The sequence below is a fragment of the Adlercreutzia sp. DFI.6.23 genome, assembly GCF_024462535.1.
In the GTDB taxonomy this organism is placed as follows: Bacteria; Actinomycetota; Coriobacteriia; order Coriobacteriales; family Eggerthellaceae; genus Adlercreutzia; species Adlercreutzia rubneri.
The window spans coordinates 158,129-181,020 of the sequence record NZ_JANGBP010000007.1 but is presented as its reverse complement, the minus strand read 5'-3'; the positions used below and the strand labels follow the sequence as shown (position 1 = coordinate 181,020).

Sequence of the window (22,892 nt, the reverse complement as noted above, 5' to 3'; positions counted from 1 at the left end):
GGGCGCCAGCTTCCGCGGCGCTGAACTTGAGATCTTCTCAGTCGAGACAACGCCGCTGGCAGTTAGGGCGACCGCATAAGGCAGCAGAAGGCAAAGGTAAATCGCAACTAGAATCACTGGCGTATTGGCGAAATTAAATTGGCCGGGATTGGCGATTTATCTCCGACTTGGGTGTGGCTGATTTAACCTGACTCCAATACCAGATCACATCGTCTGGTAAATTATTCTCAATTTTGCATGCTATAGAACAGGTATGGCACCCGACGCACCTTATTGTATCTATGGCAAAGCCGTATCTCGATCCACTCATTTTTACTCTCCCTGCCCCCACGGTCGAATGTCTGCCGCCACATCCATAAACGATGTGTTTACGGTAAACGGATTGCAATGAGCTGAGGTCATTTCCGAGAACCCGCCTTCCTTGAATTCACACTGCTGCCAGCCTTTCGGGTAAATCAGCACCCCTGGACGAATATCGTCTGCGTAAATCGCACGAACGACGGCATGTCCTCGTTCGTTGAACAGCTCGACATAAGAATTGTCTTCAATGCTGCGGGCTATTGCATCTGATGGATTAATCTTCACAATGGGCTCGGGCGCGATCTCACGCATCCATTCATTTTCGAACTCGCCAGTGTGCCAGCGTGTTCGTAGCCGGTGCGACATCAAAGTAAAAGGATATTTTTTCGCGACCTCACCCCTGGGCCACGCTTCGTTGGGGAGAGAGAACGTTGGAACATGTCCAAAATCAGGATCGAGCTCTTGACCCCAATCGATACGCGGCACAACCGTTTCGCAATAGATATTTGCCCTGCCCGTTTCTGTTGGAAATACTCCGCCATAGAATTTGATATCTGTTTCGTCGTAACAGATATCTTTTTCAACCCGAAGCCTATCGAGAGTGATGCCCCGTTCAAGACCGAGCTCGGACTCGTCAACCAATTCCCTCAAGTACTCTTCATCGGTCTTTTCAAAATACTCTCCAACGCCCATTTCGACCGATATTAACCGGGCAATATCAGAATCGCTTTTTGCCTCTGCAGGCGACTCGACCGCCTTTTCGGTTATTCCAACATACGGATAATAACTACCCTTTAGCACATCCTCGACTTCAAGCGCATGCGCACAAGGCAACACTATATCGGCATATTTCACACTATCGCTATATTGCAGATCAGACACAACGATAAAGTCAATCTTATTCCACCATTCCAATATCTCATTTGAGCTTCCACCGCTCGACATAGGATTCGCAGCAGCTACAAATAGAGACTTGATCGGGTAGTCTTCCCCAGCATATTGCCCGGAGTCCATAATGTCAGTCATAGAAAGAACGGGAACAGTATTAACAAACGTGCCTGTCGGAGCCATGAACGCAGGATTAGTGTTGAAAGAGTACCAAGAACCTCCAACACAAGAGCCAGCACGCCCTACCGTGCCCGTCAAAATAGCCAGCGTAGCAAGCGCCTGCCCGAACTCGGCACCATTATCGTAAGCCTGACTTGCATATCCTGCGATGTTCCAGATCTCTCCTTCGGATTCCTCGATTGCGAGCTTTCGGATATCGTCAACTGAAACTTCAGTCAGTTCCGAGGTTCTTTCAAGCGAGTACTTTCCGAGCTCATCGCAAAGCATGTCGAAGGCTGTTTTCACTGGTATCCCATGCACCAGCCTCTCTCCGGAGAGAGCCGGGCTGACAGCGGCATCATAGGCAACTGTTGTCTGCGATTGCTCATCCCAGACAATAGGAGAATCGAGGATTTCCGACACATTTTCGACAGAGGAGTCTCCTTTCTCCTTAGAAAGAATGCCGAGGTCGCTTGCACGAAGGATTTTTTTTGTATCCTGACGTATCAAAAAAGATGCATTCGAATGATTTAGCAAAAACTCCTTATTGTGCAAATCGTTTTCGACGATGTAATTCATTATCCCAAGGAGCAGAGCGGGGTCCGAACCGGGACGATTAGACACCCACATATTCGCCTTAGACGCAGTGGTGGAGTAGTTGGGGTCAACTACGATAAGCCTCGTACTTCCCTTTTCCATTGCATCAGCAAGGGGCCACCAATGCTGCCACCAAGCATCGACAAAGTTGCACCCCCACATGACAACTTTATCGGCATTGCCTATGAGCGAGGCTCCATTTCGGAACATCCCGTCCCCCGCAACCCGCGCCATGCCATATCCAAGGGCCATATCTGTGCAGTAATCCACCATGGTCATCTCGAGAACATTTGCAAGCCGTCCTAAAAGACCTCCAAAGTTGCCCGAACCAAGCGCGGCGCAATTCCCAGAACCCCAATAGTATGCAATAGAGCGTGGACCGAATTCCTCCCTATACGATTTCCATTTTGACGCAATAGTAGATATTGCCTCATCCCAACTGATTCGTTCCCAATTGCCTTCCCCTCGCTCGCCAGCTCGCTTCATCGGATAAAGAATTCGATTGGGGTTGTAAACAGCACGCATCCTTGAACGACCTCGAAGGCACATACGAGAACCCCGAGGGCTTCCGCCCTCAATCGGAGAAAGCTTTACAATCTTTCCATCTCTAACGTGTGCTTCATATTGACAGTAAACACAGGTCCAGCAGCAGCCTACACGACATTTTGTTTGGTCCTCAGGCTCCTCGGCAAAAGCCCCCTCATCAGGACCAAGCGCCCGTAAGACACCGCCGCCGATAAGCGCCGCCGCTCCCACAGTCGCCCCAGTAGCCTTCAGGAGACCTCTGCGAGTGAGATTGGAACGCTTTTCGCTTCCAGACATTCTCTCCTCCTCTTTCGAGTGAGAGGAACGCGCAATTCAGACAGAGAGCTGATCCGCAGAATCGTCTTGCGCTTTCCTCCTCTTTCCCATCCCCCATGGGCGAACCCGGTAATCGCGCAACAGTTTGATGGGATACCGTACATGTCTTTAGAATCGGCCGGATTCTGATGCTGCCAGTCTGTCATACTTTGTCATATGTTGTCAAGAGAAAATGTAGGACAATCTATGACAAAATTTGTCCTTGATTCAAAACACCGGATCAGAGATCATTTCATGCAAACCATTTTCATGGCAGAAAATTGCACCATTTTGCAAAGTCAAGTCTTGATTATAGAATATTTGTTTGTATTATTATGAATTAAGCGGGGAGCTGGGGCTCTCTGCATACATCTCCCCTAACACCAATTCTAGATAACGGGAGGGAGGTAATGCAGATGAGCATTTTCCTGGCCTTAGTCCAGACTTTGATTGGAGCCGCCACTCTTGGGGTTGCACTTTTGGCCCTAGAAAGCGGGGACCCGCCACATAGTGACGGGTCATCCAACAACAGCGAGGACTAGGCACCCTCGCTACCGGGACGTCTTCGGGCGTCCCGGCCCTTCGGGGCCAAGTTCTCTAGGCGAGGCCCATTGTAGCACAGATGCGTCGTCGGTCGCTAGGCCTTCTCCCCGCCTTCGGGCACAAAGCCCTCGCTGAAGGCGCTGGGGATGACGAGCGTGCCGCCAGATTGCTTCACGGACTCGTAGGCCAGATGCATGGTGCGCAACCTCATAGCCTCGGGGTCTCCGGCATAGCTGGCGCTCGCGTCCTTCAGCATGTCGGAGATATCCGCCTCCGCCTCGGCCAGGGTCATGCGGGCGTCGCGCTCGCGGGCCGCGATGGCACCGGCGGCCATCGCCGGCTGCAGCTCGCGGGGCACCACGATGTCGCGCACCTCCACGTCTATGACGTCGATCCCCCAGCCGTCCAGCTTCGCCTCCAGCACCTCTTTCAGCTCGGCATCCAGCTGATCGCGCCGACAGGCCACCTCGGCCAGGCTCGCACGGCCGATGGCCGCCCGCAGCGTGGCCTGGGCCATCCACGCCACGGCGCTCGCGTAGTCCTCCACCTCGCAGGCCGCCTTCTTCGGGGAAAACACCATCCAGAACACCACGGCATCCACGTTCACGGGCACCAAATCGGACGTGAGCGTCTCCTCGGCGCCGAAGTAGGTGGCCGCCACGCGCTGGTCGATGCGCACGGTGTAGAACTCGATGACGGGCCAGGTGAACACGATGCCCGGCCCCGCCACACGGTTGAAGCGGCCGAAGCGCATGACCACGGCGCGCTCCCATTCCATGACGATGTGCACCGACGAGGCGGCCAGGGCGCCAACTACCGCGGCGATCACGAGGGCCGCAAGGCCAATACTGCCCGCGAGGGCCTGGGCGCAGGCGAGCACCAGCGCGCAAACAGCGGCGAACACGATGATGGTGAACGCCACGGCGCCGTTGCGGGAGGTGCGGTTACGCCCCGTTTCCAGCCGCGCGCCCGTCTGCGGCGCCCTCTCCTGCGGGCTCGGGGAACTTGACGAGGCGTCCGCGCCGTGCTTCTTGCGGGTCATGGGCTGCTCCTTCGCTTGTGCCATCCTTCTCGCGCTTGGCCTTGGCGGCCACGAGCGCCGCTGTGAACTGCGCGTCGATATCCTCCAGCGACATGCCGAGCTCCTGGCAGCGCTTGAGGTACTCTGCCGTGACGATCTCCGCCGTCACCTCGGCCAAGACGCCGGGCTTGTCGGACACATCGGCCACGAACGCCCCGAGCCGCCGCTTCGACACGATGTAGCCGTCCTCCTCCAGGCTCTGGTACACCTTGCTCACGGTGTTGTAGTTCACCTCCACCTCGGCGGCCAGGCCCCGCACCGTGGGCAGCTGGTCGCCCGGCAGGTAGAACCCCGAGGTGATGAGGTAGATGAAGCGGTTCTTCAACTGGAGCCAGACGGGGATGGAGCTGGCATCGTCCAGCTGGAACAGGTCCCCGGCCGGTATCGTCTTGCCTAGTTTGACCACAGGGTCACGTCCTCTCTTCCCGTTGCGGAGCCTTCTCCCCCGCTTTCCTCTGCGGAAGGCGCGGAACGCAAGCCCGCCGCCTCCTCGTTTTCGGAAGGTACGGAAGCGGGGGCTTCCGCTTCCTGCAGCTCCAAGGGACGCTGGGCACCGGCCTCCACCACCGCGGCGCGCAGGCCCAGAGCACCCACGAGCACGAGGGCAGCCGCAAGAGCCAGGGCCGCAGCGGGATACGCCTTCGCGACCGCCTTCGCAGCCGAGCGCGAGCGCCCGTGCCCGCGAACAAGGCAGCCGACTTCCACGGCGAGCGCCGCCGCAAGGCCGCAGGCCACGAAAGCCGCCCACCAGGGCAGCGCCGCCGGGCCGTGCATGAGGCTCGTCGCCGAGGCTCGCACACCCGCGTGATCGCTTCCCAGCGCGAAGGCGAGAAGCCCCGCGGCCGCCACCGCCTCCGCCACGATGACGACCACATCGACGCGGGCGGCGCTGCGCACCGCCTTCCGAACGCTCCCGTCGCCTTCCACGAAAAGCGCCCCGGCCATGAGCAGGGCGCAGCCGCAGGAGGCGGCCGACAGTGCGAAGAGCGCCGGTACCCAGGGCGACGACCACAGCCGCACCCCGGAAAGCGTCTGCAGCAGCAGCCCGGCGTAAACCGCCACGACCACGGCCAGCCCGCAGGCGACGATCTCCGCGACCACCATCGCGCACCGACGCAACCAGGGCACGTACAGAAACCGCGCCAGGGCGAGCGCCGCCGCCAGCGCCGTCAGCAGCGCCACGGCCCAGGCGCCCAGGTTCATGAGCGTCACAGGCGGTGCCGTAAACAGCGACAGCACGCGGTCGATACGCCCGAGGTCGGCGGCGAGGCAGCCGGCGCCCAGGGCCAGCGCCCCGCAGGAGAGGGCCAGCACACCGGCGACCAGGCGCTCAGCCGGGCGCTTCTCAGCGAAGTCAGGCACCACATCCGCGCCGAAGGGCTCGCGCACGAAGAGCAGGTCGGCCACAGACGCCGCGGCCACGCCGCCCGCGCCGACCCCGGCCAAGAACAGATAGGCTGTCACCAGCTCCCCGAACAACGCGCCCCCTTCGATTCCGTTTCCCGAAGTATGACACAAACGCTCGCCAATGTATATGACAACATGGGGCAGAAGCGAAAACCTATTCCACACGCAGCATGCGGTAGCCGATGCCAACGTGGGTTTGGAGATAGACCGGGCTGGCAGGATCGGGCTCGATCTTTTTGCGCAAGGTGGCCATGAACACGCGCAGGCTGGGCAAGTCGCTCGCCAGGGCGGCGCCCCACACCTCCTTCAGAATGTAGTTGTGGGTGAGTACCTTGCCGGTATTGTGGGCCAAAAGCACCAGAAGCTTGTACTCGATGGGAGTCAGATGAATCTCGTCGTCGCCCCTCACGACAACCTTGGCATCGAAGTCGATGGCGAGATCGCCATTGCGATACGTCTCCCCCGCCTCTTCCTCGGTCTCGTCGAAGGCGACGCGACGCAGCGCCACGCGCACTCGGGCAAGCAGCTCCGCAACTGAGAAGGGCTTTGTCAGGTAATCATCGGCCCCCGCATCAAGAGCCGTCACCTTATCGGCATCCTCCTGGCGCGCCGACAGAACGATGATCGGCACGTGCGACCACCCGCGCACCGCTCCGATGACCTCCGTCCCGTCGCGATCGGGCAGCCCCAAATCCAAAATGACGAGGTTGACATCCCTCGCGCACGTAAGGTCAGCGAGAGCCGCCGTAGCCGTGGATGCCTCGCGCGAACGATAGCCGTGCACGTCAAGGGCACACGTAACCAGATTGCGCACCGCCGGGTCATCCTCCACAACGAGGATAACGCCCTCGTCTCTATCGCTCAACGTCCGCACTCCCTTCCTCGACGACGCCAACCGGAGCCTCTTCGCGCAGCTCTGCCGCGGGAAGAGCGAACGAGAACACGCAACCGTGCGGATAGGCATCGCGCAACACGATATCACTGCCGTGCGCCCTTAAGATAGAGCGGCAAAGCGAAAGACCCAGCCCCATTCCTCGACGCGCATCGCCCCCTTCGCCGTCCTCGCAGCCTGTGCCCACCCGTCCCCCGTGGTAGAACAGATCGAACACGCGCGCTTGCTCGGCGGGAGGGATGCCCGGACCGTCATCGGCCACCGCGACAACCACCCTATCGCCGGAAGCGCTGCGCTCGCGATGCGCGGTGAGGCGAATGGACGACCCCGCGGGCGTGTAGGCGATGGCGTTGTTCAAAAGGTTCACCACCACCTGCACAATCAAACGTCCGTCCATCTGAGCCAGGAGAAACTCATCCTCGATCTCCACCGTCAGCCGATGCTCGCTCACAAAGCGACTGACATGGCGCAGCGCATCGGCCAGCACGTCGGAAACCAGTTCGGGGGCGCGCGACACTTCGACGTCGCCGTCGTCGAGCCGCGTCACCGACAGCAAATTCTCCACCAGATTGATCAGCCAATTCGCGTCCTCATGGATATCCGACGTCAAACGCTTCCTCTGCGCCTCGTCCAGGACGTCCCCCGAGGCGAGCAACATATCGGCGTCGCCCGAGATGCTCGTGAGCGGCGTTCGCAAATCATGGGAAATGGCACGCAGCAGATTCGAGCGCAGCGCCTCCTTCTCGGCCTTCACGGCGAGGTTCTTCCGCTCGCTCGCCAGCGCCAGAGCCTCCGCCGCCTGACCGCATTCGTCAAGCAGCGCTACGAGCAGATTGCGCTCGAAGGAGCCGAAGTCGTCGTCGCCTTGCTCCATCACCAATCCCGCCACACCGAACACGCGATCCTTCGAACGAATGGGAAGGTACAGGCAGCGCGCCTCGCGCAAGGTATCCGTCGTCGCGCCGGCGGCCTCGCCATTGGCGGCGACCCACGACGCAACAGCCATCTCGCCCGGAGCCGCGAGATCCAGCTTCTCGGCGTCTCCCCCGCCGCTGCCGGGGACATCGAAGACCCGCGGCGGAAGGAGGCCGCCATGCGCCGCCCCGTCGACCTGGTACATCACCACCGGCCGATCGAGAATCTTCACCACTTGGGCCGCCGCCGTCTCCAAACAAGCGCCGAGGCTCACGACCGCCTGGAACTCCCGACTGCTCTCCAAAAGCACCTCGGTACGATAGGCCCGTCGCGCCGCCGTGGTCGCCTGACGCTTCAGTCGGATGGCCAAAGATGAGGCCCCCAATGTTCCTATCAGCAGAAACGCGAAGATGATGGGGGCCGATAGGCTATAGGCATGGAAGGTGTAGCGCGGCGCCGTGAAGAAGAAGTTGTAGGCCACGACACTGCCCAGCGCCACAAGCACGGCATACAGAAAACCATCCGCGCGCGTGGCGAGCAGCAGCGCGACCAGCAGATAGGTCATGAGGATGATCGAGGGCGTAGGGCTTGCCAGCCACGCCACTTCCCCCAGCGCCGTCGCAACGGCTATCGCGAGAAGCGCTCGAAAAACATCGGAGGCCGTGAGGCGAAAGCTCGCATGGGTGCGCAAGCGCTCGAGCACCGAGGGGGCGTCCACCGCGGGGACGGCCGTCACCATGGCCTCGGGAGCGGCCCGCATCAACCGCGACGCCACGTCCCCGCATCCGAGCAGGCCGATGCGACCGGGCATCGAGGGCACCACGATACGGCGAATACCCGCCGCTGCGGCGTAAAGGGCCACGGGCTGCACCGGATCGTCCCCCGTCAACGTGACGATGTGCGCACCCATCTCCTCCGCAAGGGCGATCGAGCGGGCAAGGGCCGCATCGCCTTTCGATCGCCCCTCCACGCCCTCGCCGCCCGATTCGACCACAAGCGCCGTGCACGAGCCGCCAAACGCCTCGGCCATACCCGCTGCCGCGCGAATAACTCGCGGCGCCGCCGCATCGGCGGTCACCAGCACCAAAACGTCTTCGCCGCCAGCCGCATGCGGCACCGTAGCCGCAGAGGCGCGCGTGAGGCGGTCGGCAGCGCGACGCAGGGCAATTTCGCGCAGCGCCGCCAAATTCGATCGCGAGAAAAAGTGCGAAAGCGCCGACCCGATCCGCTCGGGCGCGTAGATTTTGCCCGAGCGCAGGCGCTTGATGAGGTCAGCAGGCTCCAAATCGACGACTTCGACCGAATCGGCCGCGTCGAAAACGCGGTCGGGGATCCGCTCGGAGGGCGCCACAGCCGTCACGGAGGCAATCTTGTCGTTAAGCCCCTCGAGATGCTGCACATTCACCGTCGTGTACACATCGATACCCGCACGGAGCAGCTCTTCGACATCTTGATAGCGCTTGCGATGGCGGCACCCCGGCGCATTGGTATGCGCCAGCTCGTCTACCAGCACAACTTGGGGACGGCGCTTCAGGGCGGCGTCGAGGTCGAATTCGCGCAAAGCGACGTTTCGGTGCTTCACCGATTTCACGGGCAGCACTTCCAGGCCATCGAGCAAGGCAAGGGTGTCGGCACGCGTGTGCGGCTCAACGTAGCCCACTACCACATCGACGCCCTCATCTTGGACATGATGAGCCTCGGTGAGCATGGCGAAGGTCTTTCCCACGCCGGCGGCGTACCCGAAGAACACTTTGAGCCGGCCGCGCCCCTCGAAGCGCTCCGCCTCACCCGCTTCCTCTTCCTCCCGGATTCGCTGCAGGATGGCATCGGGGTCGCCGCGGCCGCCGCCGATCTCCCATCTCTCTCGAACTTCCGCCACGTCACTTGCCCTTTCGCGTCGTCCCGACAGCGCCCCTGCATCCTAGCACGCCCCACCCCTCAGCCGCATCTCATTCGCTATCCGTTTCCCTCAGGTTTTCTCCAAGCGCGCCAAGCTCCACTTACTCCAGCACGCCGTCGAGCATGAGGTTCACCTTCAGCACATTCACCCGCGCTTCGCCGATAATGCCCAACAGGGGGTACTCGGTGCACTGAGCAATAATGGCACGCACCTCTCTCTCGGGCCGTCCCGTTGCCGCAGCGATACGTTCCACCTGGTAATCGGCAGCGGCCGGCGAGATATGCGGATCGAAGCCCGATCCCGACACCGTCACCAAATCACTTGGAACGGGCTGCGCGGCACGGTCGGGATGGGCCGCCCGCACCTGCTGTATGCGTTCGTCCACTCGCGCGGCAAACTCGTCGCTCGCGGGACTGAGGTTCTCGGGGCTGTACCACAAAAGCGGCTGCCCCTCCGCATCGGAGAAGGAGCCGGCGTCGACCACCGTGGGCCGACCCCACAAATGGGTGTCGCTCTTAAAGGGCTGTCCCACCAACTCGCTGCCGTACTTCACCCCGTCGACCTCGATAATAGAGCCTGTCGCCTGGTACGGGAACGCTATAGCCGACAGCCCCGTCACAGCCCAGGGGTAAACGATCCCGCACAGCACACTTGCCGCGATAAACAACGCCAGGGCACTCGCGAAGCACCGCGTCACCATCTTTCCACTCATAATGCGTTCTTCCTGTTCTCGAAAATTGCCTTCACAACGGTTCAAACGAAGGCCGCCGCCATGTTGCGGCCCGGATGCCTTTACGCAACGCCGACAAACACCATGAGCGCATCGAGCGCCTTGATGGCCGCAAAGGGAACGATCACGCCGCCCAAGCCGTACACTGCCAAATTGCGCGCGAGCAGACGGTGCGGCGACGCCTCGCGACACTTCACCCCGCGCAGCGCAAGCGGAATGAGCGCGACGATGATAAGAGCGTTGTATATGATGGCCGCAAGCATCGCCGAGGCGGGTGTGGCCAGATGCATGATGTTGAGCACCTCCAAACCCGGATAAAGGGGCACGAGCAGCGCCGGGATGACCGCGAAGTACTTTGCCAGGTCGTTGGCGATCGAAAACGTGGTGAGGCTGCCGCGGGTCATGAGCAGCTGCTTGCCGATACGCACGATTTCGATGAGCTTGGTGGGCGAGGAATCCAGGTCCACCATGTTGCCGGCCTCCTTGGCCGCCTGAGTGCCGGAGTTCATGGCCACGGCCACATCGGCTTGGGCCAGCGCCGGAGCGTCGTTGGTGCCGTCGCCTGTCATGGCGACCAGATGCCCCTCGGCCTGGTAGCGACGGATGGCCGCAAGCTTCGCTTCGGGCGTGGCCTCGGCAATAAAGTCGTCAAGCCCCGCCTCAGCGGCGATGGCAGCGGCCGTGAGAGGGTTATCGCCCGTGACCATCACTGTTTTAATGCCCATGGCGCGCAAGTCGGCGAAGTTGTCGCGAATGCCCGACTTGATGATGTCCTTCAAGTGAATGACGCCGAGCACGCGCGCATCGCGCGCCACCACCAAAGGCGTCCCGCCCGATCGAGACACCTCCTCGGCCACGGCGGCCACCTCCGCGCCAAAGACGCCCCCGCGCGCTTCCACGTAAGCCCGCACGGCGTCGGCCGCACCCTTGCGAATCTCGTGACCCTCGAAATCCACACCGCTCATGCGCGTTTGGGCCGTGAAGGGAACCACCGCAAAACCGGACTGCGCCAACTCGCGCTCGCGGATGCCGAAGCGCTCCTTGGCGAGCACCACCACACTGCGTCCCTCGGGCGTCTCGTCGGCCAGGCTTGCCAGCTGAGCCGCATCGGCAAGTTCGCGCTCGCTAACGCCGCCAACGGGCAGAAAGGCCGCAGCCTGACGGTTGCCGAGCGTGATAGTGCCCGTTTTGTCGAGCAGGAGCACATCTACATCACCCGCCGCCTCGACGGCACGTCCGCTGGTGGCCAGCACATTGGCTGCATTCAGTCGGCTCATGCCGGCAATGCCGATAGCGGACAGCAGCGCGCCGATGGTGGTAGGCGCCAGGCACACGAACAACGCCACCAACGAGGTGATTCCCAGAGGATTTCCCGCGCCGTGCTGCGCGGCGGTAAATGCTCCGAACAGGTACAAGGACAGCGACACCGCAAGAAACACCAACGTCAGCGCGATGAGCAGCAGCTCGAGAGCCTGCTCGTTGGGGGTCTTTTTGCGCGCGGCTGACTCGACCATGGCGATCATCTTATCGAGAAAGCTCTGACCCGCCTCAGCGGTCACCCGCGCTACCAGCCAATCGGAGAGCACCGTCGTGCCTCCGGTAATCGACGACCGATCGCCGCCGCTCTCGCGCACGACCGGCGCCGATTCGCCGGTAATCGCGCTTTCGTCCACACTTGCCGCCCCCATGATGACCTCGCCGTCGGCGGGCACCTGCTCGCCCGCGCGAACAAGGTACACCTGCCCCCGCTTCAACGTAGCCGATCCCACCGCGCGGCCTCGATCAGCAAGAAACGCCGACGGGTCTTCCATCGTGGCGGCATCAGCGAGGGCGGCGTTGTCTATGAGGCACGCCTCGACATCGCGTTTGGCGGAGCGCAGCGCATCGGCCTGCGCCTTGCCGCGACCCTCGGCGAGCGACTCGGCAAAGTTTCCGAACAGCACCGTCGCCCACAGCACCACGCAAATTGCCGCAATGTAGCCCCACGGAGCGTCAGATATGCCCGCGAGCGCCAACGCAAGCAGCACGGTGGTCAAACAGGCCGACAGATACACCATGAGCATAACCGGATTTTGAGCCTGGCTGCGAAAGGACAGCTTGGCAAAAGCGTCGCGAATCGCTCGTTTCGTTTCCTTTTTCATAGACCACACACCTTACCTAGAACGCACCCATGAACTGCTCGGCCAGAGGTCCCAGCGCAAAAGCCGGAAGAAGGGAGAGCGCGCCGATGAGCACGATGATGACCAACAGCAGCACGGCGAACAAAGCGCCGGAGGTGGAAAGCCCGACCGCTCCCGTCGCCTGAACCTTGAGCTGCGCCAAATTCCCGGCGAGCACCAGCGCCGCAGCGAGCGGAACCAGGCGGGCAAAGAGCATTTCCACCCCCAGCACCACATTGATCAGCGGCGTGTTCGAGCTCAGACCGGAAAGGCCGCTGCCATTGTTTCCGCCGGCCGAGGTGGCCGCATACAGCAACTCGGTAAAACCGAAGGGAGCCGGAGTTCCCACCGCCGCCGCGCTGGCGGGGCTCATCACAAGCACCGATGCGGCAAGCAGGATGGCTAGCGCCGGCGCCACCACGATAACGACCGCCATGCGCATCTCGGCCGGACCCAGCTTCTTTCCCAGGTATTCAGGAGAGCGTCCTATCATCAAGCTCGCAACGAACACCGCCAGCACCGCGAAGCCTAGCAGGCCCACCAACCCCGTGCCGACACCGCCGCCGACCACCTCGCCAAGTCCGATGAGCGCCAGCGGCACCAGCGTTCCGATAGGAGTCATGGCCTCGATTGATGCGTTGGCCGAACCGTTGGAAGTAGCGCTCGTGAGCGCCGTCCACGCCGCCGATTCTCCGACGCCGATACGACATTCCTTTCCCTCCATATTGCCAGCCGACTGATCCAAGGCGCCCAGATACACTGCCCCATCGGCTGAAAGCTGGGGCGTGGCCGCCGTCTCGGCGGCGATAACGGAAAACAGGCCCGCCGCGAGAATCGCGAGGACAACCGTCATGAGCGCGCGACTCTGCCGACGGTCGCCCACCATGCGCCCGAAAGCAAATACCAGAGCGAAGGGGATGAGCGGCATCGCCGCGCATTGGAGGAGATTCGTAAGCGGCGTGGGGTTCTCCAAAGCCGAGGCGGAATTCGCGCCGTTGAAACCGCCGCCGTTTGTTCCCAGCTGCTTGATAGCCACCTGAGACGATTGCGGACCGAGCGGTACGACCGCCTCGGTCACCTCCTGCACCGCCGTCGGATCATCGGCATCGACGAGAGCCCCCTCGGCATCAACGCTCACCGGCTCCAAAAGCTGCACCATCTCATAGCCCTGAAACGTCTGGGGAGATCCCTGCCATACTCCCACCAAAGCGAGCACCAGCGACAGGGGCAGCAGCACGTAGAGCACCGCGCGCACGACATCGACGAAGAAGTTCCCGAGCTTGCCGCCGTCCGAAGATGCCAGGCCCCTCAGCAACGCGAATGCCACCGCGATGCCGACGGCCGGCGAAAGGAAGTTCTGCACCGCCAGACCAACCGCCTGCGAGAAGTAGCTCAGATTCGTCTCACCGGCGATAGGCTGCCAATTGGTGTTCGTCACAAAGCTCGCCGTCATATTGAAGGCCGTATCGAGCGCAAGCCCCGGAAAGCCCTCGGGGTTCCAAGGCAGTGCGCCTTGGCAGATCAGCAGGGTGAAGAGGCCAATAAAGCTTACCGCCGTAAAGGCGAGCGCACTGGCGAGAAAACGCCTCCAATCCATACCATCATCCTCGCGCGCGCCCACAAGACGGCACGCAGAGCGCTCGAGCGGGCCAAGCGCACGCCGAATGAGAAGGGGCCGACCTTCCATCACGTCAACCAAATACCCCGAAAGCGGGAGGGCGCAGGCCACGACGAGCGCCACCAGCACGCCCGCCTGCAGAAACTCCGACCCCGCGATCGCGCTCATCGCTGCTCACCGCCCCGCAGCAGCAAAACTGCCAAATACGCCATCGCGACGAGCGCCAACACGCCCACGATAGGTGTCACCACGAACATGATCTTGCCCTTGTCTCTCAAGATCCCGCAGGACCGCTTGCCAACATCCGGGAGGCAACGCGCTTCGCGCGCAAGAGCACCACCCGATGAATGTCAGCATAATCAGCAAGGGCTAAAGACGCCGTTAAGGTTCATGCGCCCGCATTAAGACGGTATTAAGATTGCAGTCCGGCAGCTCGTCTCCGCGTCTGCGTCGCATCCGCCCCGCTATTCAGCTTTCAACGGATACAGCGCGAGCGAGCTAGAAGCAACGGCGCCTCGAACGCTGGTGCACCGGACGCCACTTCGGAGGTCGTCGCCGATTTTCAACGCATGTTTGACGCAGTTCAAGCTATAATTCGCCCTGAAAGACACGTATGACTTGCCCGAGCAAAGGGCAAGTCGCAACAGCAAAGGAGCATTCGCATGAAGATCGCCATCCCCAGCGAAACCGACGCCGGCCTCGAGAGCATCCGCAGCGGGCACTTCGGCCACGCCGCGTACATGACCGTCGTCGAGTTCGATGACGACATGAACATCGTGGGCGTCGAGTCGGTGAAGAACGCCGATCACGATGCCGTGGGTTGCGGCGGCGTGATCGACTTCGTCTCCGGCATCGGCGTCGACGGCATTCTCACCGTGGGCATGGGCATGCCGCCGTTCACTCGCTTCACCAACGCCGGCATCAAGGTTTACTCCGACACCACCGAGCCCAACGTCGGTAACGTGGCCCGCCTGTTCGCGGAGGGCAAGGTCGCGCTCATGGATCCCGCCAACGCCTGCCGCCACTAGAGAAGGCCTCGGCCCGCAAAGGCCACGGGGCACCTGCCCCATCGCTCGCCCAGCCCGAAGAGCCGCCGACTCTTCGGGCTTTTGTTTTGGGCTCAACGCTCCGGGCCGCTAAGGGCAATCGGAAACGCCCGAACCCTGACGCCCGGAGCCGCTAGTACGGCACCTCCAAGTCGCCATGGGCCAAAGCGTCGGTGCTAAGCGGCGAGAACGCCCCGGCCCGATAGCGGTCGAGCGCCACTTCGGCGATCATGCCGGCGTTGTCGCCGCAGGAGGCGAGCGGCGGCATCACGAGGCGCACGCCCTCCTCGGCGCACATCTGCTCGTAGGCGGCGCGCAAGGTCGGATTGGCCGCCACGCCGCCGCCGAGGCAGAAGGTGGGCGCCCCCGTCTCGCGCAGGGCCGCGCGGGCTTTGGCCACCTGCACGTCCACAACGGCCGCCGTGAAGCTCGCGCAGATGTCGGGCACATTGAGCTCGCGCCCGGCGGCGCGCTCGTTGTTGATGTAGGTGACCACGGCGGTCTTCAGGCCCGAGAGCGAGAAGCGCAAATCACCCGAATGCAGCATGGCCCGGGGGAACGGAATGGCATCCGGGTCGCCCTCGGCGGCGAACTTCGAGACGACCGGGCCGCCGGGGTAGCCCAGGCCCAGCGCCTTGGCCACCTTGTCGAAGGCCTCGCCCACCGCATCGTCGATCGTCGCGCCGAGCACGCGATAGTCGCCCCAGTCGGCCATATGCACGAGCAGAGTGTTGCCCCCGGACACGAGCGAGACCACCGCCGGCGGCGCGAAATCCTCCAGCCCGATCTTGTTGGCGTACAGGTGCCCTTCCAAATGATTCACCACGATAAAAGGAATGTCGGCGCCCCAGGCCGCGCCCTTGGCGAAGGCCACGCCCACCACGAGTGCGCCCACGAGTCCCGGCGCGTAGGTGACGGCCACGGCATCGAGGTCGCGCCAGCGGAGGCTCGATCGCCCCAGGCTCGCCGCAGCGACGTCGAGCGCCTCGTCGCACACGCCGCAGATGGCCTCGATGTGCTTGCGGCTGGCAATTTCGGGGACGACGCCGCCGAAGCGGGCGTGGAAATCCACCTGGGTCGCCACCACGTCCGAGCGCAAAACTCCCCCGCCGTCGATGACGGCGGCGGCCGTCTCGTCGCAGGAAGACTCGATGGCCAGAATGAGAGGATGATTTGTCGCGATCACATCGCTCTCCCCGTAGGGGGCGACCTCGGTCGCCCCTGGATACGAAGCATGGCCGGGCTGCGCGTTAGCCGCTCCATCCTCGCGGCCGAGGGCGGCGCAAGCGGCGCCCCTGCGGGATTCGTCCGCGACGCTCTCGCCGTTCGGAACCGCTGCCAGGGTGATGGTGGGCAGAGGGCCCTGCATGATGAGGGCGTCCTCGCCGTCGGAGTAGTAGCGCGGGCGGCGGCCCAGCACCTCGTAGCCGAGGGCCGCATACAGCGCTTGGGCCCCGGCGTTTGCGGCACGTACTTCCAGCGAGCTCGTGCGCGCCCCCAGGTTGCGGGCGTCGTCGGCCACGCGGGCGAGCAGCACCCGAGCGATGCCGTGACGGCGCCACGCGGGATCCACCCCCACCTTCAGAATCTGCAGATCGCCATCGACCACCCAGCCGCCGGCATAGCCCACCAGCGGCGCCTCGGCGGAAAGCGGCATCTTCGGGTCCGCGGCGTAGGCGGCCCACCATACCCGGTCGGCGCGGCCCAGCTCGTCGGCCACGAGCGTCTCGTTCCACGCATCGGTTCCCATCACGGCCGCCTCCAGGGCCGCCACATCGGCCACATGACACGCATCGAGCGGCTTGTAGGCGATGCCCTCGCCGTTGGCCCGGGCGTTGGCGATGGCCGTGTCGTTCATGGTCACGTGCTTCGAGCCCCGCTTGCCCGCCAGGGCGCCGTCGGCCCGGGCCAGGCGCTGCCGCTCATTCTCCTCGGCGTCCGACAGGCGCGTGTACACGGGCAGGGCGAAGGCCGGATCGTGGCGCTCGGCGTCGAAGGGATCGCACTCCCCCGCGCGCCATGAGGCCCGAAGCGCCATCAAGAGGCCCGCGCCCGTCGGCGTCCACAGCGCCTCGGGCAGAAGGATGCCCGCGCCTTCGAAAAGCTCCACGTACTTGCGCAGGGCATCGCCCGCGATCAGGCGATCGGAGGCACTTGTCGCGCCGAGCTCTTCGGCGAAGGCATCCGCCTTGATCACGCGGTCGGCGGTCACGCGCTCCGCCCCCGCGTCGCTCAGGCGGTATTCCACGGGATACACCTCGCGGCGCATGGCGTCGGCCACGACGAGCAATGACCCGCGCTCGCTCGCCTTCCACGCGCCCCAGGCCACCGCGTCCAGCGACGAGACGCCCACAAGGCCCACCTCTAACGCGGACGCGATGCCCTTGGCACAGGCCAGGGCGATGCGCACCCCGGTGAACGATCCCGGTCCGCGCCCCACGGCCACGCAGGCGATCTCGCCGCGGCCCACGCCGGCCTGGGCGCACAGCTCATCGATACGCGGCAGTAGCTGGGTGTTCGACGCCCGCCGCGCCTCCACTTCCACGCTCGCCACGCACTCGATCGACTGCGTGGCGGCATCAAGCTTTCCCAGCCCAATGGCAATGACCTCGTTGGCCGTGTCGAAGGCAAGTACGAAAGAACGCTGTGTATTCAAAGGGAGAACCTTCCCGAAAACGACAAATCAGTGCGGCCTATTGTACCCCACTGCCCGCGCGCCGCAAGATAGCGAACCCAAGATAGCGAACTGCCCGAGGTCTCTCTACAGCTGGCACTTTCCCAAGCGCGATTTGGAATCGTTGGCCCAGACGCACAGAAGCTGGCGCGAGCGGGAGCCGAAGGAGTGCGCGACGATGCGCCGTGCGCCGTCGCCGTCGGCTGTGATGGCGATCTCCAGATAGTCGTAGGGCATGTCCTCGGGGAACTTCTCGGCCCATTCCACGAAGGCCGCTCCGTCTCCGTCGCCGTCGATGGCGCTGTAGTAGTCGATGTCCTCCAGCTGCCAGCGCGCATCCAGCCGGTACAGGTCGTAGTGGTACAGCGGCAGGCGCCCGTCGTGGTACTCCAAAAGGATGTTGAAGGTGGGGCTTGTCACCGCCGCCCGCACGCCGAGGGCTGCGGCCACTCCTTGCACGAACTGGGTCTTCCCCGCCCCCAAATCGCCGGTCAGAACGATGGTGTCGCCCGCATGCAGATAGGGCGCGAGCGTCGCCGCCAGCTGCTTGGTAGCCTCGGGGGTCGTAGTGGTGCGCTGATATGTCAGTCCGTTCGCCATGCTCCCATCATAGGCCGTCGGCCGCGCTTCGCAAGAGCACCCGCAGGGAAGCCGCAAAACCTGACCGAATTACCCACATTCCTGAAGAATTCGGCAGATTCTTCTACGCCCTCTTCGTGCCATGGCAGGCGTACATGACCAGCCCCACGGCCACGCCGCCAACGATGTTGCCCAAGGTCACGGGAATGAGGTTCGCGAAGATGAAGTCGCCGAAGGTGAGCAGGGCGGTGTTGATGCCCGCCGCATCGATGAGCCCCGTGTAGGCCGGATTCAGGTAGGCGAAGATGCCCGCGGGCACGTAGTACATGTCAGCGACGCAGTGCTCGAAGCCGGCCAGCACGAAGCCCATGATGGGGAAGAAGATGGCGAGCACCTTGCCGGCGGTGTCCTGGGCGGTGTTGGCCTGGTACACGGCGATGCACACCATGAGGTTGCAGAAGATGCCCAGCACGAAGGCGTTCATCCACGGCAGCGCGTTCTTCGCGGCAGCCACCTTGGCCGTGTACACCGCCAAGTCTCCCCCGCCGATGTTCAGCTGGCCGAAGAACGCCATGCAGGCGGCCAAGGCCACGGCCCCCACGAGGTTGCCGAGAAACACGATGCCCCAGTTGCGGAAGAGCCGCCCCCAGGTGATCTGGCCGTCGATGGCGGCGGTCACCATAAGGGCGTTGCCCGTGAACAGCTCGGTGCCCATGAGGATGACCATCATGAGGCCGACGGGGAAGATGAGCCCCGACATGAGCCGCACGAGCCCGGCGTTCTCCAGGCCGTGGGCGGCCGTGGACGAGGTGACCGCGCCGAGCCCGATGAGCACGCCGGCGGCCACCGCCAGCAGGAACAGCCGCCATGCCGGCGAGGCGGCCTTGCCCACGGAGGCCCTCATGTAGTTGTCGGTGATCTCGGTGGGGCTGAAGATGGCCATGGTTGCTCCTCTTCGGTCAATCGTCGCGCATCGGTACGCCTCCCATCATTCCACGAGAAGCCGCGCCCGACCCCCGCGGGCCCGCCCCAATCGGGCAGCGGCGTCGCGGGCCGCCGAAGGCGGACGGAAGCGACCGGCGGACGGCCGCCGGCGGCCACAGCGGGGATGGCGGCCCAAAAGGTGCCGCTCATACAGTCATATCACCATTTTATGGGAAAGGGCGCGACACATTACCCCCCTTTCCATGGGAAGCGCGAAAGCGGCAAGAGGGGCAGTATGGGCACCGAGGCGGCACAAGCCGCCCCGGGCGCGGAGAAGCGCCCACGTGCAACGACCCCAAGGAGGGAAACATGGAGAACATGGATCGACGGACGTTCCTCAAGGGCGGGGCCGGCCTGGCGGCGGGCGCCGCACTTCTGGGCGCCGCCGGCTGCGCCCCGTCGACTCCGGCAGCCAACGACGCGCTCGCCAGCACGGCGGCCGGCGAGCTGCCGGCCGACCTCAAGGAGAGCGACTTCGAGTTCAGCATCGTGGAACGCGAGCCCATTACGGAATTTGCCGCCGAGGAAACCTACGACATCGTCGTAGTAGGCGCGGGCTGTGCCGGCGTGCCCGCCGTGCTCACCGCCGTGGAGGAGGGCGCGAAGGTGGCCTGCCTCCAGAAGGAGGCCACGGTCTCGGCCAACGGCAACGGCTGCTCCTTCGTCGTAAAGGCCCACTCGAACCCCGCCGGCATCGTGCGGTGGCGCAGCGACTGGGCCCGCCTCAACGACTGGCGCATCAACAACGAGCTGTTCAACTACTATGTGGAATATGCCGAGGAGGCCGTGCCCTGGGTTATCAGCCAGGGACGCTCGGTCGGCATCGAGCCCATCGAGTTCCTCACCGACAGCTCCATCCGCTACGACGATGGCGGCGTCGTCGCCGTGTGCGATGCCACCCAGGCCTCGAACCAGGATCTTATGGTGGCCCTGGCCCAGAAGGCGGCCGAGGGCGGCGCCACGTTCTACTACGAGACCCCCTGCGTGCAGCTGGTCCAGGAGGAGGACGGCACCGTAACGGGCGCCATCGGCAAGCAAAAGGACGGCAGCTACGTCAAGCTCAACGCCACCAAGGGCGTCGTGCTGGCCGCCGGCGACTACATGAACAACGAGTCCATGGTGGACCGCAATTTGCGCGACGCCGCCATGTTCCCCCTGTGCCTGGTGAACCACACCGGCGACGGCCACATCCTCGGTATTCTGGCGGGCGGCCGCATGGCGCCCCTCGGCCATGCGCGGCAGATCCACACCAACTACATCGGCCCCTTTATGTTCTACCCCTTCCTGGCCCTCGATGTCCACGGCAAGCGCTTCTGCAACGAGACCATCCCCATGAGCAGCCTGAACATCTCCATGTCCGCCACTTACAAGCCCGAGGACCGCGGCATCCACTTCCGCATTTTCGACTCTAAGACCGAGGGCGCCGTGGAGGGCATTCCCGGCGTGCCGCCGGTGGCCCTCGTGGGCGAGGGAAGCGCCTGGATGGATCCGGAAACGGTGGTATCGGGCAACACCCTGGAGGAGCTCTGCGAGGCGGCGGGCATTCCCGTGGCCGACGGCGTCGCCAGCATCGAGCGCTACAACGAGCTGTGCGCCAAGGGCTGCGACGACGACTTCGGCGTCGCCGGATCCGATATGGCGGCCATCGACACTCCCCCCTTCTTCTGCATCAAGGGCGATGTGGGCATGTCGGGCATCAACGCCGGCGTCATGGTGGACAACCGCTACCGGGTGATCGACACCGAGGGCGCCCCCATCCCGGGCCTGTACGCCGCCGGCATCCAGGCGGGCAACCCCTGCGGCGGCATCAACTGGAGCATGCCGGGCGGTTTCTCGAACTCGCACATCTTCACCGCCGGGCGCTACACGGTCATCCACGCGCTGACCGGCGACATGACGCCCGCCCACCCGGCGAGCTTCGAGGACCTCGCCGACTCCTTCGTCGGTGAAGACGGCGGCTACGCCTGGGACAGCCCCCTCTGCGCCACGGCTATTACCGTCTGGTAAGCCAAGAACCCCTCGTCCCTCCCTTTGCGACCGGGCCCCTCAGCGGGCCCGGTCGTTTCCATTCGCGGCCTCGTTAACCATGTCGATCAGCTCCTGGCGCGAGTGCACGCCGAGCTTCCGATAGAGGCTCTTCGCGTAGGTCTGCACGCTGCTCACCGAAAGGAACAGGCGCTCGGCGATCTTTTTCTGGGTGTTGCCGCGATAGAGCAGCCCGAGCACCTCCCCCTCCCGCTCGCTCAGCCCATGGGCATCGGCCATGGCGGCGAGAATCTCCGATACATCGGCGGCGCCTGCAGCGCATTCGGAGCTTGCGGGCTCGGCACCGTCAGGGCGCAGGCGCACGAACCAGAGCATCCCCAGCGTCATGGCGAAGGCCGTGACGAGCATGACGGCGTTGACCACCGAGTCCATCTGTCCGGGAGAGAGCCCGATAAGCCCGACGGTATGGATGGCGCAGTCGACGGCCACGATGAGCATGGGCGCAGCGACCGCAGCCAGCCACCAAGGGAGGTCCCGCGCTCCCATGCCCTCTTGAACCGCCACCCACAGCAGCGTGATGGCCATGGGGCGACTTGACAGGATCAAGGCCCGGCACAGCACAGCCAACGGCGAGTAGAGCAGGGCGGTGCAGTAGAGACAGGCGATGCAGAGGATGAAGAAGCCGAGCCACGGAAAGGCCGCGCGCCGCTGCCGCCATGCGGCGAGGGTGAAGAGGCAGAAGGCCGGATAGAGCACGAGGGCGAAGGCACAGTGAATCCATCCATCGGAAAACCAGGTCTCGCCCCGAGCCACCGACGAGAGGCTCATGAACGCCCCGCTTCCCAGTAGGTAGCAAAGCAGAATGGCCGTCGCGGGCACGGCGGCGCGCCCCGAAAGGGACGGCGCGAGGCGGGACGGAAGCGGTGCTTTGGGGGCATCGCAGCCAATGTGGCCGAGAATCACCAGGAAGATACTGCTCAGGGCGAACATGAGAGGGTTTGAGATGTCGCCGGTGGGCAGGGGATCCGTAAGCGCCACGATGGCCTCGCCGATTAGGAACGACAGGAGCAGGGAAAGGGCGAGCACGACGGCGTTGTCCCGAGGGGTCAAGCGCCGCGATGCCGCCGCGAGGGCCAGGGCAATCACTACGCCGTAAAGCGCCATGATGGCGGGGTAGGCAGCCATCATCCAACGCGGGACCGCTCCGGCATCGGCGCTGGCAACGAGCGCGGCCGCGCAGGCGAGCAGCAAGGCGCCGGACCCGACGATGGCCGCCGTGCTGCCGGCCACCCGTTCGGCCAGGCTGTCGCGAAACACCACGAGCACCCCACCCATAAGGGCCATGGTGACGAGCGTGATGAGGTTGCTGGCGAAGACGGGGCCTGCAACGTAGGAGGCATGGGACTCGGGCAGCACGTTCGCCGGGTAGGGGAACAGCACGAACAGCGACCAAAAGCAGGCGTAGGCCAGCGCGAGCAATGCGATGCGGTGCTTCTCCAACCCTCCCCCTCCTTGGAAACGACGCTATTGGCGGAAACGGCCGCGATGGGCCGCCTCCATTATACCCGTTGCCGGACGAGCCCGCGGGGGCGGC

General features: G+C 63.6%; 15 protein-coding genes. 2 read left to right on the top strand and 13 right to left on the bottom strand.

Translation table 11 applies throughout. The features are described 5' to 3' along the window. Positions 1–312 precede the first annotated feature (312 nt). From NE591_RS08640 to kdpA, 9 genes are all read right to left on the bottom strand, one after another. Positions 313–2,469, bottom strand: a complete 2,157-nt coding sequence (locus tag NE591_RS08640) for a molybdopterin-dependent oxidoreductase (protein ID WP_256156586.1) — start codon at positions 2,467–2,469, stop codon at positions 313–315. Positions 2,470–3,421: 952 nt separating this feature from the next. Beyond that, a complete protein-coding gene (locus NE591_RS08635) occupies positions 3,422–4,369 on the bottom strand; it encodes a slipin family protein (RefSeq protein ID WP_114539618.1) in 948 nt (315 codons plus the stop codon). Then, positions 4,272–4,814, bottom strand: coding sequence for a GntR family transcriptional regulator (locus tag NE591_RS08630; RefSeq protein WP_227070354.1), 543 nt, complete (start codon positions 4,812–4,814; stop codon positions 4,272–4,274). Before NE591_RS08630 ends, NE591_RS08635 begins: the two co-directional genes overlap by 98 nt. Next, positions 4,802–5,887: an NrfD/PsrC family molybdoenzyme membrane anchor subunit gene (nrfD, locus tag NE591_RS08625; protein WP_198160993.1), complete on the bottom strand. Its 1,086-nt coding sequence runs from the start codon at positions 5,885–5,887 to the stop codon at positions 4,802–4,804. Before nrfD ends, NE591_RS08630 begins: the two co-directional genes overlap by 13 nt. A gap of 82 nt (positions 5,888–5,969) precedes the next feature. Then, positions 5,970–6,680: a response regulator gene (locus NE591_RS08620; RefSeq protein ID WP_227070352.1), complete on the bottom strand. Its 711-nt coding sequence runs from the start codon at positions 6,678–6,680 to the stop codon at positions 5,970–5,972. Then, on the bottom strand, positions 6,670–9,501 hold the full coding sequence (locus NE591_RS08615; protein WP_227070351.1) for a sensor histidine kinase KdpD: 2,832 nt from the start codon (positions 9,499–9,501) through the stop codon (positions 6,670–6,672). The genes NE591_RS08620 and NE591_RS08615 overlap by 11 nt, the downstream gene beginning before the upstream one ends. Before the next feature lie 121 nt (positions 9,502–9,622). Beyond that, positions 9,623–10,234 (bottom strand): potassium-transporting ATPase subunit KdpC, encoded by a 612-nt coding sequence (gene kdpC / locus NE591_RS08610; RefSeq protein ID WP_114548796.1) that lies wholly within the window; start codon positions 10,232–10,234, stop codon positions 9,623–9,625. Positions 10,235–10,314: 80 nt separating this feature from the next. Next, positions 10,315–12,393: a potassium-transporting ATPase subunit KdpB gene (gene kdpB, locus NE591_RS08605; RefSeq protein ID WP_114548797.1), complete on the bottom strand. Its 2,079-nt coding sequence runs from the start codon at positions 12,391–12,393 to the stop codon at positions 10,315–10,317. 16 nt (positions 12,394–12,409) lie between these two features. Then, positions 12,410–14,197 carry a potassium-transporting ATPase subunit KdpA gene (gene kdpA, locus NE591_RS08600; protein ID WP_227070349.1) on the bottom strand — a complete coding sequence of 596 codons (1,788 nt, stop codon included), beginning with the start codon at positions 14,195–14,197 and terminating at the stop codon, positions 12,410–12,412. A gap of 494 nt (positions 14,198–14,691) precedes the next feature. Here kdpA and NE591_RS08595 point away from each other — a divergent pair, with 494 nt between their 5' ends. After that, a complete protein-coding gene (locus NE591_RS08595) occupies positions 14,692–15,057 on the top strand; it encodes a NifB/NifX family molybdenum-iron cluster-binding protein (protein ID WP_022740458.1) in 366 nt (121 codons plus the stop codon). Positions 15,058–15,208: 151 nt separating this feature from the next. Here the strand turns inward: NE591_RS08595 and tsaD are convergent, their stop codons facing one another. The 3 genes from tsaD to NE591_RS08580 form a co-directional block, all read right to left on the bottom strand. Continuing rightward, on the bottom strand, positions 15,209–17,731 hold the full coding sequence (tsaD, locus tag NE591_RS08590) for a tRNA (adenosine(37)-N6)-threonylcarbamoyltransferase complex transferase subunit TsaD (RefSeq protein WP_256156585.1): 2,523 nt from the start codon (positions 17,729–17,731) through the stop codon (positions 15,209–15,211). Between the two features lie 105 nt (positions 17,732–17,836). Continuing rightward, positions 17,837–18,349 carry a tRNA (adenosine(37)-N6)-threonylcarbamoyltransferase complex ATPase subunit type 1 TsaE gene (tsaE, locus tag NE591_RS08585; protein ID WP_114539610.1) on the bottom strand — a complete coding sequence of 171 codons (513 nt, stop codon included), beginning with the start codon at positions 18,347–18,349 and terminating at the stop codon, positions 17,837–17,839. Positions 18,350–18,452: 103 nt separating this feature from the next. Continuing rightward, on the bottom strand, positions 18,453–19,271 hold the full coding sequence (locus NE591_RS08580; protein WP_114539609.1) for a formate/nitrite transporter family protein: 819 nt from the start codon (positions 19,269–19,271) through the stop codon (positions 18,453–18,455). A gap of 350 nt (positions 19,272–19,621) precedes the next feature. On the opposite strand from NE591_RS08580, the gene NE591_RS08575 reads away from it, so the two are divergent. Continuing rightward, positions 19,622–21,319, top strand: coding sequence for an FAD-dependent oxidoreductase (locus NE591_RS08575; RefSeq protein WP_114539608.1), 1,698 nt, complete (start codon positions 19,622–19,624; stop codon positions 21,317–21,319). A gap of 39 nt (positions 21,320–21,358) precedes the next feature. Here the strand turns inward: NE591_RS08575 and NE591_RS08570 are convergent, their stop codons facing one another. Further along, positions 21,359–22,798, bottom strand: coding sequence for a LuxR C-terminal-related transcriptional regulator (locus NE591_RS08570; protein WP_256156584.1), 1,440 nt, complete (start codon positions 22,796–22,798; stop codon positions 21,359–21,361). Positions 22,799–22,892: the final 94 nt, after the last annotated feature.

Bases quoted from the DNA above. Each gene is read 5' to 3' on its own strand.
- NE591_RS08580 (WP_114539609.1), bottom strand. From the start codon at position 19,271: ATGGCCATCTTCAGCCCCACCGAGATCACCGACAACTACATGAGGGCC.
- kdpC (WP_114548796.1), bottom strand. From the start codon at position 10,234: ATGAGTGGAAAGATGGTGACGCGGTGCTTCGCGAGTGCCCTGGCGTTG.
- tsaE (WP_114539610.1), bottom strand. From the start codon at position 18,349: ATGGCGAACGGACTGACATATCAGCGCACCACTACGACCCCCGAGGCT.
- kdpA (WP_227070349.1), bottom strand. From the start codon at position 14,197: ATGAGCGCGATCGCGGGGTCGGAGTTTCTGCAGGCGGGCGTGCTGGTG.
- NE591_RS08595 (WP_022740458.1), top strand. From the start codon at position 14,692: ATGAAGATCGCCATCCCCAGCGAAACCGACGCCGGCCTCGAGAGCATC.
- NE591_RS08640 (WP_256156586.1), bottom strand. From the start codon at position 2,469: ATGCGTGCTGTTTACAACCCCAATCGAATTCTTTATCCGATGAAGCGA.
- kdpB (WP_114548797.1), bottom strand. From the start codon at position 12,393: ATGAAAAAGGAAACGAAACGAGCGATTCGCGACGCTTTTGCCAAGCTG.
- NE591_RS08575 (WP_114539608.1), top strand. From the start codon at position 19,622: ATGGAGAACATGGATCGACGGACGTTCCTCAAGGGCGGGGCCGGCCTG.
- NE591_RS08635 (WP_114539618.1), bottom strand. From the start codon at position 4,369: ATGACCCGCAAGAAGCACGGCGCGGACGCCTCGTCAAGTTCCCCGAGC.